This window comes from Fictibacillus phosphorivorans, assembly GCF_001619875.1.
Classification (GTDB): Bacteria; Bacillota; Bacilli; order Bacillales; family Fictibacillaceae; genus Fictibacillus; species Fictibacillus phosphorivorans_B.
In genome coordinates this window covers 1-14,449 of record NZ_LRFC01000008.1, presented here as the reverse complement: position 1 = coordinate 14,449, position 14,449 = coordinate 1, and the positions used below count along the sequence as shown (strand labels likewise).

Below are 14,449 nucleotides of genomic sequence, written 5' to 3'. Positions count from 1 at the left end.
CTTACAGATGAAGTATGAACCTCCTTTTTTTGTTGCAAACTAGGAACAGAAGAAGGAGGTTTTTCTATGGAACAAGCAAAAGTCATTATTATGAAATTCATCGTGTGCTTAATTGCTTTTTGGATAGGATTAGATTTGTTTTTTGACGCAACCTTAAGCGATGTAATATCTTTTGCAGCTACAACAACAGCGATTACCTACATCATAGCGGATCGTATTCTATTGCCCCGTATCGGTAAAACAAACACCTTAATGGCTGAGTTTATATTGGCTTACTTAGTGGTTTGGATCTTTGGATCAATTTTATTAAATGGATATCTGCAAATAGCTTGGGGAAGTGTGATATCGGCAGGGATTATTACAGCAACAGAAGTATTTGTTCATCAATACTTATTGAAACACATAAAAGGTACAGAGAAAAAGCCTAGACAACAGAGAAGATTTAGACCCGGTTTCAGATATGCGACTGAATTTGCAGAAGAACAAGATCCAAGAGGGAAAAAGAATAAAGACGACTAAAAAACCCTTGATTTCTCAAGGGTTTTTACTGTTATGTATGGTGGAGACTAGCGGGATCGTACCGCTGACCTTTTGGTTGCCACAGGAAATCTAGAATATAAAATGGAGTTTAGCTCTTATCCTGAAAGAGGCGGATGCCACTTTTCAAAAAAGGAAAGGAACATGTTATGTTTTTGTAGGAAATATTGTAAAGCATACTTCATCCTCTTTTTGGCACAATATCATTGTATTTACGAATACAAAAAAAGGAGGGGAATCAATATGGATCACCAAAAATTGGCTGCCCATGAGTCGTTGGATTTACATGAGGCTATTAACTTTAAAACGCTTTGTATCGCCAAGTCTAAATTAATGCAAGGATTGGTCTTTGATGATGATTTGAGAAATTTAATGAAAAAAGATGTTGAACAATCCATACAAGATCTGACTGAATTGCAGTCACTCTATGAAAGAGCTCCGTTTCAAGCTCCTGTTCCTCAAAATCGCCCAACCCCAATCATTGATGGAAAGGAAGAAAACAGTCATGAATAATGATTATTTGGACCCGATAAACTCGCTTCATATGCCTGAACTAGCAGACACAACCTTTGCAATGGACCTTCTTCTTCGTGCCAAAGAAGGTGTTCGTAACATAGCGGTAGCATTGACCGAATCCGCATCACCTGATGTCCGTGCTGTATTAAAAAAGCAATTGATGCAGGGCATCGCAACGCATCAGGAAATATCTGAATTGATGATTAAGAAAAAATGGTTCCATCCTTACGAATTATCGGAACAGTATCAATTGGATCAGCTTTCGGCCAACAATACCATTAAGATTGGCAAAATGAACCTGTTTCCCATTGAGACCAATCGAAAGGGCTTGTTCGATCGTACACCTGATGAACATTAACATTGGAGGTTATATAGTATGAAGGCGGTAACGTATCAAGGGATAAAAAATGTTGTTGTGAAAGAAGTGCCAGACCCTAAGATTGAAAAACCAGATGACATGATTATTAAAGTGACCAGTACTGCGATATGTGGTTCTGATTTGCATTTAATTCATGGTATGATCCCAAACCTGCAAGAAAACTATGTCATTGGACATGAACCGATGGGAATCGTTGAAGAGGTTGGTCCTGAAGTGACTAACCTAAAAAAGGGAGACCGCGTAATCATTCCATTTAACATCGCATGCGGTGAATGCCGTTTCTGTAAAGACAATTTGGAAAGTCAGTGCGACAATTCAAATGATAATGGAGATATGGGAGCCTATTTCGGATATTCTGGAACAACTGGCGGTTACCCAGGCGGGCAAGCGGAATATTTGAGAGTCCCTTTTGCCAACTTTACTCATTTTAAAATTCCGGAGACCTGTGAGGAACCAGATGAAAAGTTAACGGTTATAGCAGATGCGATGACCACTGGTTTTTGGAGTGTTGATAATGCGGGTGTGAAGGACGGGGATACCGTTATTGTTTTGGGATGTGGTCCGGTGGGACTTTTTGCACAAAAGTTTTGCTGGCTAAAAGGAGCGAAGCGGGTTATTGCAGTCGATTATGTGAATTACCGCTTGCAGCATGCGAAACGGACGAATAAAGTTGAAATCGTAAACTTTGAGGATCATAAAAATTGTGGAGAATATCTGAAGGAAATCACCAAGGGTGGGGCGGATGTAGTCATTGATGCTGTTGGTATGGATGGGAAAATGACCGATATGGAGTTTCTTGCCAGCGGATTAAAACTTCAGAGTGGAGCACTTGGTGCATTTATCATGGCGACCCAGGCGGTTAGAAAAGGCGGAAATATTCAGGTAACCGGCGTTTATGGGGGAAAATATAACGGTTTCCCATTTGGAGATCTCATGAACCGCAACATAAATATACGCACCGGACAAGCTCCAGTCATTCACTATATGCCTTATATGTTTGAACTGGTTTCTACAGGAAAGATTGATCCGGGAGATGTGATCACTCATGTTCTTCCTCTCAGTGAAGCCAAGCGTGGCTATGAGATTTTTGACACCAAAACGGATGATTGTATAAAAGTCATCTTGAAACCTTGAGGAAGGAGGATTGCACAATGAACTATGCCCTACACGAAGTTCTTGAGGTACAAGAAATGGCCGCTTTTAAAACCAATTGTTTAACCAAGTCTAAAACAATGAGAGCAATGGTTAGTGACCCAAGGTTGAAAGAAATTATGCTGCAAGACATTGATGTTTCCACTAGACAGTTAAACGAATATACCACTGTTTTATCTAATGCAAAACAATCATTAGGAGTTGAGTAAAATTGAATTCATTCATTGAAAACTTAACAGGTATGGACGCACTTTCCGACCAGGTTGTTGCGATGGATTTATTAATAGCGGCAAAAAGCGGGGTCAGAAATTACGCCATGGCGGTCACGGAAGCCGGAACACCTGAAATCAAAGAAATGTTAACTCGGCATTTAGAGGAAGCCATAGAGCTCCATGACCAAGTTTCCGTTTATATGGTGGAAAAAGAATGGTATCATGCTTGGAATACGGACGAGCAAATCGATTTGAACTTGTTAAATATGAAGACCGCATTGAATTTGCCAACACTATAGATCAGGTAAAGGAACAGTTTACGAATAAACTGTTCCTAATATTGTTTATTGTCAGAATGAAGGAGCAGGCAAGTCATTTATGTTCATGCGAAGCAAACTATATGGCTTTTCTCTTAGGTCCCTTCCATAGTGAAACCTGCCCTGTCGGTGTAATTGGTTCACAATCATATATAAGTATTGATCCGGGCCAATTGAAAACGTATCTGGCCATAAAAGCCTTGGGTCATGTGCAATAGTTTCCATGTTTCCGTTCGGCATAATCTTTCGTATGCTGTTGTTTTCATAATCCCCTGCATACACGTTTCCTTTTGCTCCGGTGATCATTCCGTCAGATGCCCCTTTTTCTCCCCAATACTCAACGAGGGATAGTAAATCCGTTTCATGTATCCTTCTGTCCCTTAGGGCTTCTGTTGAAATGGAGAACAGATGCCGGCTCGTTAATGGACAAAAAAATAATGTCTTACCATCAACAGATATCGCGATACCATCAGACGCCAGTCGGAAGGGGGAAATGGAGCCGTCCTTATTGCGGTTCATCAATATTTTACCTTCTACTTTTGGCAAAAAATAAGGATCGGGTGATGTAGGAGGGGCTCCACTTAACCGTCTGAATGCGTTTCCGGTTTCTAAATCCACAACAATGATCGCTCCTGGACCTTTTGATGATGAATCTGTGATATAGGCATAACCAGCTTTTCCTACGCGAAAATCAAAGCGAACATCATTCAAATATGTGGTTGGCAGGATGACTTCTTCTGTAAACGTATATACATTTCTGATTCTATTTGTTTGTAAATCAACAGCGACCAGTTTTGCCCCCCCTTTAATTGGTTCAGAAAAATTGGGAGCTGCTGTATCTAATACCCAAAGTGTTCCTCTTCCATCAGCCACTACACTTTGGACACTGATAAATGACATCGCAACGTTAGCCGGGTTGGCTAAATTTGTTTCCAAATTTGGATAGGGCCGCAATTGATTCCCCACAATTTCCGCCACCGTAAATTTCACGTCATCTCCCCATTTCGGAAAGCAAACGAAAATCCGCCCGGTTTCTGACACAGTAACGCCTGTAGGCATAGCACCATAAAATGAATGAACGAGTTCAAACTTACCAAAATATTTTTCCATAGGCAGCATAAATTTCATCATCTCCTTCACACCGAATTGAACCGATATTTACCTATATATGAACCACAGTTTTTCTTGTGCATGGCTAAAACATCAGCGGAGCACTTGCTTTTTACTTTGGTCAAGATCTTTCTCCTGAACATAATATTTGCAGAAACTATTAAGGAATTAGATTAGGTGGTGTGTAATAAAAAAAATGAAGAAATTTTAAATGTGTAACTAAATGATACAAAAAAGCACCGCAATTATCTGCAATTCAGAACAGATAATTGTGGTGCTTTTTTGTGTTATTAACCAAAATTGCTGCAAAATCTAATGTCTAAAAACATGGAAGTGTTTAAGCATGATAATGATAACGATTCCTTTAAGAAATGGTTATCCGATAGGGTCTATTACTAACATACAATACAGATGGGGCCGTATGCTCGGTTAGCCCGAAAATTAGCAGATGTGCGTAATGAAAGTAGATGTAAATATATCTTATAGTTATGAGTTTATTAGAGGATGTTCTCACGTCAAAAGGACGTAGGGGTATCCTCTTTTTATGTAACTGAAAGAGAGATGTCAGTTGAAAAAAATCAGCTACTAAAAGAGTAAATATCGTATCAGTAAAGCGAGTTAAGGAGTCTAACCTTCTATATAAGGAGCATTCTGTTAGGTCACCTGAAGATAGTTTTCAACCAATGAAGTTGTTATTAGCAGGCAAAGCCCGGAACAATGATATCTGTAAAACGAATTAAGTGGATTTTTTTACAAATACTATCAGAATGAAATCAATCATAAAGGTGTGAAAGAGCTATGGTAAAGCAAAAAAAGGTCATAAGCACCTTAAAAGAAAAATTTAATGATAACAGAGATTTGATTGTCCACCAGTTTGAATACTACAAAAAAGAAATCTATCTAATATATCTAGAAAGTCTGAGTGATGAAAAAAAGTTAAGGAAGGATGTAATAGAACCTTTGCTTTTATGTGAGAAAGAAAGCAAATATTTATTACATCTTTTATCTCTTCCAACATGTAAAAAGGTCAATACCGATGAGAAACTTTCATCCTTATTAATCGATGGGTATCTGCTCATTTTTTTAGCGGATGCCATTTACTCGTATCACATTTTGAAGGCCACCAATGACCAGCCGCAGGAAGCAACCGTAGAAATGTCAGTTCTGGGTCCGCAAAAGGCGTTGAGTGAAGACTTAAGCACAAATGTTACTTTAATAAGAACCCGCTATCCCGCTTTAAGTCTTATGGTGGAGCAGCAATCAGTCGGAACTATGTCTAAAACACCCATTGCCATTATGTATGATCGGGACCTAGTTGATCATGATGTACTAAGGGATCTAGAGAAGAGGATCCCAGAACTTAAAATAGATATGATTCAATCCATCGGCGAGCTTCAGAATGCTTTGACTAAGAGAAGACACCATCTCTTTCCAATCATGATGGACACAGAAAGACCAGATCGGATTGCTTTAAACCTTGCGCAAGGAAAAATAGTAATTCTCCTGCATGGGACTCCTTTTGGTTTAATTCTTCCGGTAGTTTTTTTTGATTTTATGTCTGCTATGGATGACACATCTCATACTTTTTGGGTGAGCAGGTTAATGATTTTAATTCGATATGCGGGGCTGATCATTACTCTCATTCTTCCAGCTTTGTATGTGGCACTGACCTCCTTTAACCCTGAGGTCCTAAGGTCCCAGCTGGCGGCTACGATTGCTGGCAGCCGCGCAGGCGTGCCTTACCCATCTTTTTTTGAAGTCTTATTTATGCTTTTGGCGGTAGAAATGCTTATTGAATCTAGCTTGAGGCTTCCGAAAACAATTGGACCGACTGCGACAACAGTTGGCGGTTTAATACTTGGCCAGGCTGCTCAGCAGGCACAGCTTGTCAGCTCGATCATGATTATCATTACCGCCTTCGTAGCCATTGCCAATTTTACAATTCCCGTGAATTCAATGGCTTTTGCAGTGCGGGTCGCACGCTATCTTTTGATCTTACTGGCCAGTTTTTTCGGAATAATGGGTTTATTAGCGGGGATTATACTTATAATTTGTTACCTCACTGACACACGAAGCTTTGGTACACCTCTTTTAAGAATGTATTGGGGATCCTCTAAGAGAATAGAGAAAATAAGCGAGGAACCGAAGGGAGAACGGGGTTAGTTGGCACGGTATTTCTATTACATTGTCTTAATGAATATGTCATTAAATATCATTCTCAACGTTCCTATGGTTTTGATACAAAATCGTTTCAGTGGCTCGATTACATCCATTCTCATAAGTATCCCGCTTGGCACCCTGTTGGCCTATCTTTTTACAAAGGGTATGGGCAGATTTCCCTATCAGGGCCTTCCGGAAATATTTAAAGAGGTAATGCCGGGATATATCAGAGTTCCTTTTTTATCTTTTTTAGCGTTAATGTGGCTGGCAGCCGGCACCCTTGCTGTAAATTCGTATAGCTATGTTATTAAGCTCTATCTGAATCCAGAAATGGATCTAAGAATCATTTCGGGCTTTCTTATTCTCCTGATTATATATGGAGCAACCCGAAATACTCAATCTATTTTGTATAAAACTGAAATTACCATGCTGGCCGCTCTTCCATTCATTGGCTTTATAATGTTCAAATCACTATCAAGTGATTATTTTTACCCTGTACATATTAAGAGAATTCTACAATTTACCTGGCAAATGCCTAACTATAGCTCTATTGCAGCAGCCAGTTATATATTTACTGGATATATCAATTTGGTGATTCTTAACAGAAATATTCAAGCAAAGGAGATCCTTAAATATTTTTGGATAATTCCCTTACTCGGTTCTATAATACTTGCCATTACGTATCTTATACCTTTTGGGTTTTTAGGGATTCAATCCGTGGGTGATTTTGTATTCCCATGGATGGTTACGGTTGATTCATTGAGAATGCAATACGGTTTTATTGAACGAACCAGTTTTATATTAGTTTTTGTATTCATGCTGTTAACGATGCTTTTTGGAATAGTCACCTGGAATGTTGGCCTTGAGCTAATGAAAGGTGCTTTTGGTATACAAGATAGAAAGACTGGCAAGCGTTTATTTACATTAACCTTTCTTTCTATTATTGGATTCCTAAGTGTCTATTTTCAAGAATCCGTGAACCAAAGGGAGTTTTTCGGGTACGCAAAATACTGGTTTAACATTCGGCTGCCAGTTGAAGTGGTATTAGTCATGACTGTTTTTCTACTTTCCTTGAGGAGGAAAAAAACATGAAAAAGAAGGATTCCTTATTAATCTTATGTGCTGTCCTTGCTCTTGTGGGAATGTTAGCAGGTTGTGCGTTTAAAGATATAGATAAGCGCTTCTTTGTGGTGTCTATGGGTGTAGATAAGTCAAATAATCCTAAGAAACCCTTCCGCGTATCCCTGAAATTAGCGATTCCCTCTGCTCAGGTTCAGCCAGGAAAAGCTGAATTCCAGATTATTTCAGAAAATGCCGATTCCATTGCTGAAGCAATACGGGTCATGAAATCCAAGGTAGATAAGGATTTTGATTTTGGCCATTGCCGGGTACTAATTTTTGATAGACATATTTTAAAAAGACACCAACCTGAAGTTCTTAACTGGTTCATGCGAAGGAGGGACATCCAGGGTATTTCCTACATGGCGCTTGGTAAACCAACTGCCGAGATGGTCCTTAGGGTAAAAGTGAAATCAGAAAGGGTGGCGGGAAACGCTCTCAATATATCCTTTGATCAAACCACCAATACCTCACCTTACATAGTATCTGAAATTATGAATAATTATTATATGAGGTTAAGCGAGGACGGAATCGATCCATACCTCCCTGTTATTGAACCATTGAAAGATACTTACGTTATTAATAAGGTAGCTTTAATTAAAGGGGAAAAATTAATTGGTGAACTGAATAAAGATGAAACCAGAGTCCTTAATGAACTCTTAAATACGGGACGCAAAGGTCAAATTAAGGTCAGGCAAGGGGATAATGAATTTTTTGTCAATGTAGACCGATTTAAAACAAAGATTAATCTGGTGATTCCTAAGCGTAAAAAACCCTATGTCCAGGTGAATTTGAAAATTGAAGGACCTATTGAAGCCTCCGAAAAAAAGCTGGAAAATAATTATGAACTGCTAGAAGATCAAAAGCTTGCTGCCGAGGTTATCAATAAGAGAGTAGAAGAAACGTTGAAAAACATTCAAAAAATGGGATCTGATCCATTGGGTCTGGGATTGTTGTATCAAGCTAAACAAGGGGTATCAGCAAAAGAAGTGAAAAAGTGGGAAAACCTATATCAAAATATAGAATTTAAGGTCAAAACAGACCTAAAACTTAGAGGGACTGGAACGATGTACTAACGGTGCGTGAAACACGCTCGCGCTTTACGGATTTATACAAGAGTTTTATACAAATGGACGGCATGCCACGGTTATGACGTTTTTGGTGTTCCAGGCATGTTCATTAACTAGGCGGTGAAAGTCCGCTTAGGGGTTACTCTTCCGAGTGCCCTTATAAAATAAATAAAACCCTTGAATCCTCAAGGGTTTTCGACTGTTATGTATGGTGGAGACTAGCGGGATCGAACCGCTGACCTTTTGGCTGCCAGTTAAACGGGCTATTCAGGATACAAACTTACGTTCTCGTGTGAAACCCTATTGGTATAGGGTCTTGTAGGATGGCTATATGATTAATTCCGAGCAATAAGGAAGCTTGTCGCCGAATTTCGGCGACAAATTGGCGACAACTATTTAATTTGTTTCTTGCTAAATAGGTTGTCCAATTTATTTGCTGCCTCTTGATCTGCTTTTTCTAATGCGTGGCCATATGTGTTCATTGTCACTCTTATATCCGAATGTCCTAATCGTTCTGAGATAATCTTTGCATGAACACCCTGGTTGATTAAAAGGGTAGCTGATGTATGCCTGAGATCGTGAAGCCTGATATATCTTACACCTGCTCTTTTAGTAAATCTCCGCCACCAAGTTGTAGGAGTGGTTGGGTAGAAATGTGTTCCATCTTCATTGCAGAAAAGCCATTCTCGTTCTTTTTCGATCCATAATTCCCCCATCTTCAGTTTTTCCTTTTTCCAATGAAGATGAAATAATTTCAATTCTTCTACAACTGATGGGGGAAGAGATACAACCCTTTTAGATCTTTTGGTTTTTGGACCTTTAATCGTAGATCCCTTCAATCCTTTAACTACAACTTGACTAATATCGATCGTTGCTTTTTCAAAGTTTACTTTTGACCACTCTAATCCAAGATTTTCACTCCGGCGTAAACCAGCTGCGATTGCAAGGGTTAAGAATATCCGCCAATGGAACGGTTCTTGTTCTGCCGCCTTAAACAATATTTCAACTTCATTTTCATCATAAACAGTTACCTCTTTTTCGCTCGTAAGCCGAGGCTTCTTAACATTTTTAACGGGATTACTTTTAATGATCTGCCATTCAACTGCTCTTTCAAAAATGTTTCTGATTGCTAAATATACATCTTGTTTTGATCTGGCGGAAAGAGGTTTCTCAACGCTGCTATCAACACGTTTAATACCATCCATCATGTTAATGATATGAACAGGCTTAATTTGATCAATTCTTTTATGGCCGATCGCAGGCAAAATGTGATTTCTTATATGAGAAAGATAGCTTATTAAAGTGTTCTCTGATAGTTCTTTTCTTGCGTATTTATTCTCCCATTCAATTACGAAGTTATCTAAAGTCATTTTTTCTGGAGCAATGTATTCACCAGATTCTACTTCAGTCTTAAATTTGTGGTACTCGTTATCAAGGTAATCCTGTAGTTTTTTCTTTGTTTTCAGAAGAGATTGGTCTTCAACGTTTACAGTTTTGTACCGACGTTTTCGTTTTCCGTTATTGTTATAACCTATCTCTACAGTTAATAAGAATGAATTATCGCCACGCTTTCGTATATTTGCCATTTTTTCAACCTCCCATCTTGAAATAAAATTTAGATTTCATTTTTTCAAGTCTTTCGGCGCAAAGTTCTTCAGTGACTTTAAAATCTTCTTGCCAGTGTTCGATAATGAATGGATCTCGAAGGTCATACTTATCTAGCATGTGAAACGGAATAGCTGCATACCTAGTGAAATTTCTTGCATCATACTCTTGAAGTTCTCTAAATGCTGCAGGCATCATGTTCTGATTTCCTGCATGCCGTAAAAGGTGACACCATTCATGATAAAACTGTTCACGCTGTAATGTTGGTACAATTCTGGAATCAATGGTTATACTTTTAAATTTTCCATTTTCAAATGAGTTGGAAGGTATGGGTTTTTTAAAGTAAAAGATGTTATAGATCCAAGCTATTTTATCTTCGCAAATATCCTCTGGTTTGAGCATTTTCATCCTTTTGTATTTTTCAGAAACCCACATTTCTAATGGAGTAGGAAAGTGTAAAGAACCCATTTTTCACCTCTTGAACAAACGTATGTTCGGTTTTTGTTTGTAAAGAAAAGCCCAAGGAACGGGCTATTTTATTGTTATCTTTTAGATTTTCTATAGCCAGCAGCAACCGCTTCGGCCTCTGAACAAAACATTTCTTCAGCTTTTGTTATATCGTAATACTGACCACCTGGTACGTGGTAGATACCACTTTGGTTTCCTTTAATATTACATTGTTGTTTTGGTGCTGGTGTGGTTTGTACAGGTTTAGGTTTTGGTTTAGGAGCCGTCGCTACTGGTTTAGGAGCCGGCTTTGCAGCAGCTACTTCTTTTTCGTAGTGGAATCCATGATCATGGTCAACATGTGCATAACCAGCAATTGACCATACACCAATCTTTTTGTTTCTTGCAATATCCTGCGCCTTATGGAATTCTTCCAGCATAGTTAGATCATTGTATAGATACGCAGTGGCAGCTAGTCCTTTTTCCAATACCATTTCTTGATACGTTGTATTCCCTACCCACACGTAAGCCAAGAGACGACCATATTTGTCTCGTTCTTCTGAACCAACTTGGATTCCAACTTGTTTACCAGCTAGTACTTGTTTTGCATAATCACTAGCTTCTGGCCCAAATTTTTCAACCGGTTTAGATGGATGCTTTGTTTCGGGAGTATCGATTAAAAGCATTCTAATTTCTTCTTCCTTACCATTAAATGAAACCTCAATCGTATCTCCATCTACGACACGGGTGACGGTAGCTAAAGGATACTTATTTTTTGGTTTTTCAGTTTGTTCTTTTGGTTTAGTTGCAACAGGAGTTGTTGAACCCGTTCCTGAAGTTGACGCATTCTTATTTTCTTGACCTTTTTCTTGCTTTTTCTTTTCCTCATTATTCTTTTCATCTTCCAATTCTGTAGTGGAAGTATCTTTTGTTTTTTCTTTTACTTCAGTAGATGCAATTTCGCTATCTTCATCACTTTCAAAGACAGAGGTGTTATGATATCCACCAAACCAAATAAACGCTACAATTAACCCAATTATTATGGATCCTAAAGAGAAATGTGCTTGCTTAATTGGTTTTTGAGATTTGTACCATGTATAGGCTCCAAGTCCAAACAATCCTATACCTAAAAAGCCGACTATATTTTGAAAAAAGTAAACTATTAAAATTAATGCTAATCCAATTGCAAGTATGTAACCTAAACAGCCCAAACAACCCGGTTTTTTCATTGTATATTCCCCTTATTAATTCTCTACCTAAAAAGCTTTATGCATCTAGTGATCTTAAATTTTGATTTTCTCTCAGTAAAGTAATAATTTTCTCATCATTTTCTTTTCGTTTATTTAGAATCCAGATAATTCTTCCTAAACCTATTAAAACTAACCCACTAACAATACCACCAATTGTAATGGAAATGACATTAGATATTTCAGAAAGATAAATTTGTTTAGCGGTTATATAAGATGCTTCAGCAAATTCATTATCATATAACTCGTCGAATACTTCTTTAGCTGTTTTATAAGATTCTTTGTCTACATTCGAGTAAGTGATAATGCCACCAATAATTCCTATCGAGATAAGAATCCAACCGGCATAAGTTAATAAAGTTGATATTCGGTCTTCCATTAACATTCTCCTTAAATACCTAACAATTGTTTTTTCTTAGCACTAAACTCTTCTTCAGTTAAAATTCCGCTGTCTCTTAAATCAGCTAGTTTCTTAATCTGATCTGGAACATCAGATGTAGTTGAAACTTGTATTATAGAAGGTGTACTTATTTGCTCTCTCTTTTCTTCTATCAATTCTTTTATTTTTAGGAAATCACCATTTTGCTTTTTCTTAAACATTATAGAATTCTCGTCATTTACAGCGTCAAAAAGTCCACCCTTTGTCTCATCGCCACCTGAAAAAGCGAACTGGATAAATCCATTTGTTATTGATCCACCTGGTTTAAACTGAATAGAACTTATTTGTTTAATGTAAATTTCTTTGTCACCCTTTAATCCTTGTGTAAGAAAACCCCAAGCGCCTTTGCGTTTAATAACAATTTTGTTATCTAATAGTACTAGTTGACCGTTCAATCCAGTTGCTTCCATACGTATTCCTCCTTAATTATGAAATAATGGGCAAAATAACCAATTTTATCTGAAATAAAAACACTCAAAAGAGTGCTTGTTGTACTAACAAATACTTTTGCTTTAGTTATTTTTTTTTGAATCATCATTGAACTGTTTTGCTCTTAATTTTAAGAGTTCGATATATTTCTCAATTTCTTGTTTATCTTCTTCACTTAAACCTTCTAAATCAAAATAAAAAAGATTCTCGTTTTCAGGTGTGTATTCTTTGTTTCCTATTTCATCTGATCTTCCGATCATGTAATCAATCGATACTTCAAAGTAGTCAGCAAATCGTTGGATAGTTTCCATGTCGGGCTTCCTGCTGCCTGTTTCGTAACCAGATATCGTTGATTCAGCTAAGTTGAAGATTCGGCCAAACTCTTTCATTGTTAATTTTGTTTTTGATTTCCTTAATTCTCTAAGTCTTTCCCCGAACATGTTACACCTCCACTATTAATTATTTTACTTTGCAAATCGCAAAGATTAAAGATTTTTATAAAAACTTTGCAAAATGCGTTGACACTTTGCGTAATGCGATGTATATTTAATTTAAACATTGCGGTACGCAAAGTTTGGAGGTGAAAATAATGATTAACAAAACAAAAGAAGCTAGGTTAAAAGCAAAATTTTCTTTAGAAGAAGCGGCTAAGCATCTAAATATATCAGCTGGATACCTTTCACAAATAGAAAATGGTCAAAGACAAATTAGTAACGACCGCGCTGAACAAATTGCAAAACTATACGGTAAAAAGAAAGAAGAAATTTTTTTACCTAGTCGCTACGCGATACGCGAAGTTGAAACTGCTTAAAATTTTCTCCACAACTGCATAGAGCACCGAACGAGCGGGAAGGAGCCAAGATCCGGAAGGGGAGCCCAGCCTTTAAATACATAAAAACGGTCACCGCCAAGACGTCGATGCTGCATGCAGTTGTGGCAGCGAAAAAATTTTTTACTCATTGACTGGTAAATTACTACTTCAATTACTTAATCAAGGAGGATTGACATGTCATTAACAGTTTCAGAGAAACCTAGAATTCAACGAAGAACACTCACTGTAAAGGAAACTGCTGATTACCTTGGGCTTTGTGAAGACACGATTTACAACATGGTTAGAGAAAAACAAATACCGCACTTCAGATCACGAAGAAGAATTTTATTCACAGTAGAAGCAATTGATTCATGGATTCGCGATCAAGAAGATAAAGCCATGCGAATGGAGGAAGCAATGTAATGGATCAGTTACAAAAATTATTTGATTTCCGTGGTCAGCAATTAAGAGTTGTTGAACAAAATAACGGACCTTGGTTTGTTGCAAAAGATGTATGTAACATCCTTGAACTTTCAAATTCTAGAATGGCACTTCAACGGCTAGAAGAAGATGAAAAGGGCGTAAGTACAATTGACACCCCTGGAGGGCGGCAAAACTTATCAATTGTTAATGAATCAGGACTTTACGAGTTGATTTTCGCTAGCCGGAAAATTGAAGCTAAGACATTTAAAAAATGGGTGAAGCAAGAAGTACTTCCTTCTATTAGAAAACACGGTGCATATCTAACACCTCAAAAGATTGAAGAGGTTCTTCTTAATCCAGACATGATCATCACATTGGCAACTCAACTAAAAGACGAGCAAACCAAACGCTTTCTAGCGGAACAAACGATTCAAAAGCAGCAGCCACTTGTTAGTTTTGCTGAATCATGTATGGCA

At 37.8% G+C, this 14,449-nt stretch carries 19 protein-coding genes; 12 read left to right on the top strand and 7 right to left on the bottom strand.

Annotation, left to right across the window (positions count from 1 at the left end; all coding sequences use genetic code 11):
• The first annotated feature begins 66 nt into the window (after window positions 1-66).
• The 6 genes from AWM68_RS06300 (at window position 67) to AWM68_RS06275 (ending at window position 3,095) form a co-directional block, all read left to right on the top strand.
• On the top strand, window positions 67-519 hold the full coding sequence (locus AWM68_RS06300) for a YndM family protein (protein WP_066238715.1): 453 nt from the start codon (window positions 67-69) through the stop codon (window positions 517-519).
• A gap of 261 nt (window positions 520-780) precedes the next feature.
• The gene (locus tag AWM68_RS06295) at window positions 781-1,050 is read left to right on the top strand and encodes a spore gernimation protein GerQ (protein ID WP_066238712.1); all 270 of its coding nucleotides are present in this window, start codon (window positions 781-783) and stop codon (window positions 1,048-1,050) included.
• Entirely contained in the window at window positions 1,043-1,411 is a 369-nt protein-coding gene (locus AWM68_RS06290) for a spore coat protein (RefSeq protein ID WP_066238709.1), read from the top strand. Before AWM68_RS06295 ends, AWM68_RS06290 begins: the two co-directional genes overlap by 8 nt.
• An 18-nt stretch (window positions 1,412-1,429) precedes the next feature.
• Window positions 1,430-2,566, top strand: a complete 1,137-nt coding sequence (locus AWM68_RS06285) for a zinc-dependent alcohol dehydrogenase (RefSeq protein WP_066238706.1) — start codon at window positions 1,430-1,432, stop codon at window positions 2,564-2,566.
• A 17-nt stretch (window positions 2,567-2,583) separates the two neighbouring features.
• A complete protein-coding gene (locus tag AWM68_RS06280) occupies window positions 2,584-2,793 on the top strand; it encodes a hypothetical protein (RefSeq protein ID WP_066238703.1) in 210 nt (69 codons plus the stop codon).
• Window positions 2,794-2,795: 2 nt separating this feature from the next.
• A complete protein-coding gene (locus tag AWM68_RS06275; RefSeq protein WP_066238700.1) occupies window positions 2,796-3,095 on the top strand; it encodes a spore coat protein in 300 nt (99 codons plus the stop codon).
• A gap of 51 nt (window positions 3,096-3,146) precedes the next feature.
• On the opposite strand, the gene AWM68_RS06270 is transcribed toward AWM68_RS06275, so the two are convergent.
• Window positions 3,147-4,241, bottom strand: coding sequence for an L-dopachrome tautomerase-related protein (locus AWM68_RS06270; RefSeq protein ID WP_066238697.1), 1,095 nt, complete (start codon window positions 4,239-4,241; stop codon window positions 3,147-3,149).
• A gap of 780 nt (window positions 4,242-5,021) precedes the next feature.
• Here AWM68_RS06270 and AWM68_RS06265 point away from each other — a divergent pair.
• From AWM68_RS06265 to AWM68_RS06255, 3 genes are read left to right on the top strand one after another with little or no spacing between them, the layout of a single operon-like run.
• Complete coding sequence (locus AWM68_RS06265; RefSeq protein WP_066238694.1) at window positions 5,022-6,386, top strand: spore germination protein; 1,365 nt, start codon at window positions 5,022-5,024, stop codon at window positions 6,384-6,386.
• The gene (locus AWM68_RS06260; RefSeq protein WP_066238691.1) at window positions 6,387-7,475 is read left to right on the top strand and encodes a GerAB/ArcD/ProY family transporter; all 1,089 of its coding nucleotides are present in this window, start codon (window positions 6,387-6,389) and stop codon (window positions 7,473-7,475) included.
• Window positions 7,472-8,578, top strand: a complete 1,107-nt coding sequence (locus AWM68_RS06255) for a Ger(x)C family spore germination protein (protein WP_066238688.1) — start codon at window positions 7,472-7,474, stop codon at window positions 8,576-8,578. Before AWM68_RS06260 ends, AWM68_RS06255 begins: the two co-directional genes overlap by 4 nt.
• A gap of 386 nt (window positions 8,579-8,964) precedes the next feature.
• Here the strand turns inward: AWM68_RS06255 and AWM68_RS06250 are convergent, their stop codons facing one another.
• The 6 genes from AWM68_RS06250 to AWM68_RS06225 form a co-directional block, all read right to left on the bottom strand.
• Window positions 8,965-10,158 (bottom strand): tyrosine-type recombinase/integrase, encoded by a 1,194-nt coding sequence (locus AWM68_RS06250; RefSeq protein WP_066238685.1) that lies wholly within the window; start codon window positions 10,156-10,158, stop codon window positions 8,965-8,967.
• A 4-nt stretch (window positions 10,159-10,162) separates the two neighbouring features.
• Complete coding sequence (locus AWM68_RS06245; RefSeq protein WP_066238682.1) at window positions 10,163-10,645, bottom strand: ImmA/IrrE family metallo-endopeptidase; 483 nt, start codon at window positions 10,643-10,645, stop codon at window positions 10,163-10,165.
• A 74-nt stretch (window positions 10,646-10,719) separates the two neighbouring features.
• Window positions 10,720-11,853 carry a thermonuclease family protein gene (locus AWM68_RS06240; protein WP_066238679.1) on the bottom strand — a complete coding sequence of 378 codons (1,134 nt, stop codon included), beginning with the start codon at window positions 11,851-11,853 and terminating at the stop codon, window positions 10,720-10,722.
• A gap of 37 nt (window positions 11,854-11,890) precedes the next feature.
• Complete coding sequence (locus tag AWM68_RS06235) at window positions 11,891-12,250, bottom strand: hypothetical protein (RefSeq protein WP_066238677.1); 360 nt, start codon at window positions 12,248-12,250, stop codon at window positions 11,891-11,893.
• A gap of 11 nt (window positions 12,251-12,261) precedes the next feature.
• Window positions 12,262-12,720 carry an SHOCT domain-containing protein gene (locus AWM68_RS06230; RefSeq protein WP_066238674.1) on the bottom strand — a complete coding sequence of 153 codons (459 nt, stop codon included), beginning with the start codon at window positions 12,718-12,720 and terminating at the stop codon, window positions 12,262-12,264.
• Between the two features lie 102 nt (window positions 12,721-12,822).
• On the bottom strand, window positions 12,823-13,179 hold the full coding sequence (locus AWM68_RS06225) for a helix-turn-helix domain-containing protein (protein WP_066238672.1): 357 nt from the start codon (window positions 13,177-13,179) through the stop codon (window positions 12,823-12,825).
• Between the two features lie 149 nt (window positions 13,180-13,328).
• Here AWM68_RS06225 and AWM68_RS06220 point away from each other — a divergent pair, with 149 nt between their 5' ends.
• From AWM68_RS06220 to AWM68_RS06210, 3 genes are all read left to right on the top strand, one after another.
• Window positions 13,329-13,550: a helix-turn-helix transcriptional regulator gene (locus AWM68_RS06220; protein ID WP_066238667.1), complete on the top strand. Its 222-nt coding sequence runs from the start codon at window positions 13,329-13,331 to the stop codon at window positions 13,548-13,550.
• 225 nt (window positions 13,551-13,775) lie between these two features.
• Window positions 13,776-13,973, top strand: a complete 198-nt coding sequence (locus AWM68_RS06215) for a helix-turn-helix domain-containing protein (protein WP_066239257.1) — start codon at window positions 13,776-13,778, stop codon at window positions 13,971-13,973.
• Window positions 13,973-14,449: BRO-N domain-containing protein (locus tag AWM68_RS06210; protein WP_197468137.1), on the top strand; the 477-nt coding region annotated here is incomplete at its 3' end. The genes AWM68_RS06215 and AWM68_RS06210, both read left to right, overlap by 1 nt.

Excerpts from the sequence above, each read along its gene's own strand:
- AWM68_RS06230 (WP_066238674.1), bottom strand. The coding sequence starts at position 12,720 with ATGGAAGCAACTGGATTGAACGGTCAACTAGTACTATTAGATAACAAA.
- AWM68_RS06240 (WP_066238679.1), bottom strand. The coding sequence starts at position 11,853 with ATGAAAAAACCGGGTTGTTTGGGCTGTTTAGGTTACATACTTGCAATT.
- AWM68_RS06270 (WP_066238697.1), bottom strand. The coding sequence starts at position 4,241 with ATGAAATTTATGCTGCCTATGGAAAAATATTTTGGTAAGTTTGAACTC.
- AWM68_RS06285 (WP_066238706.1), top strand. The coding sequence starts at position 1,430 with ATGAAGGCGGTAACGTATCAAGGGATAAAAAATGTTGTTGTGAAAGAA.
- AWM68_RS06245 (WP_066238682.1), bottom strand. The coding sequence starts at position 10,645 with ATGGGTTCTTTACACTTTCCTACTCCATTAGAAATGTGGGTTTCTGAA.
- AWM68_RS06220 (WP_066238667.1), top strand. The coding sequence starts at position 13,329 with ATGATTAACAAAACAAAAGAAGCTAGGTTAAAAGCAAAATTTTCTTTA.
- AWM68_RS06265 (WP_066238694.1), top strand. The coding sequence starts at position 5,022 with ATGGTAAAGCAAAAAAAGGTCATAAGCACCTTAAAAGAAAAATTTAAT.
- AWM68_RS06295 (WP_066238712.1), top strand. The coding sequence starts at position 781 with ATGGATCACCAAAAATTGGCTGCCCATGAGTCGTTGGATTTACATGAG.
- AWM68_RS06300 (WP_066238715.1), top strand. The coding sequence starts at position 67 with ATGGAACAAGCAAAAGTCATTATTATGAAATTCATCGTGTGCTTAATT.
- AWM68_RS06290 (WP_066238709.1), top strand. The coding sequence starts at position 1,043 with ATGAATAATGATTATTTGGACCCGATAAACTCGCTTCATATGCCTGAA.
- AWM68_RS06255 (WP_066238688.1), top strand. The coding sequence starts at position 7,472 with ATGAAAAAGAAGGATTCCTTATTAATCTTATGTGCTGTCCTTGCTCTT.
- AWM68_RS06235 (WP_066238677.1), bottom strand. The coding sequence starts at position 12,250 with ATGGAAGACCGAATATCAACTTTATTAACTTATGCCGGTTGGATTCTT.
- AWM68_RS06250 (WP_066238685.1), bottom strand. The coding sequence starts at position 10,158 with ATGGCAAATATACGAAAGCGTGGCGATAATTCATTCTTATTAACTGTA.
- AWM68_RS06225 (WP_066238672.1), bottom strand. The coding sequence starts at position 13,179 with ATGTTCGGGGAAAGACTTAGAGAATTAAGGAAATCAAAAACAAAATTA.
- AWM68_RS06280 (WP_066238703.1), top strand. The coding sequence starts at position 2,584 with ATGAACTATGCCCTACACGAAGTTCTTGAGGTACAAGAAATGGCCGCT.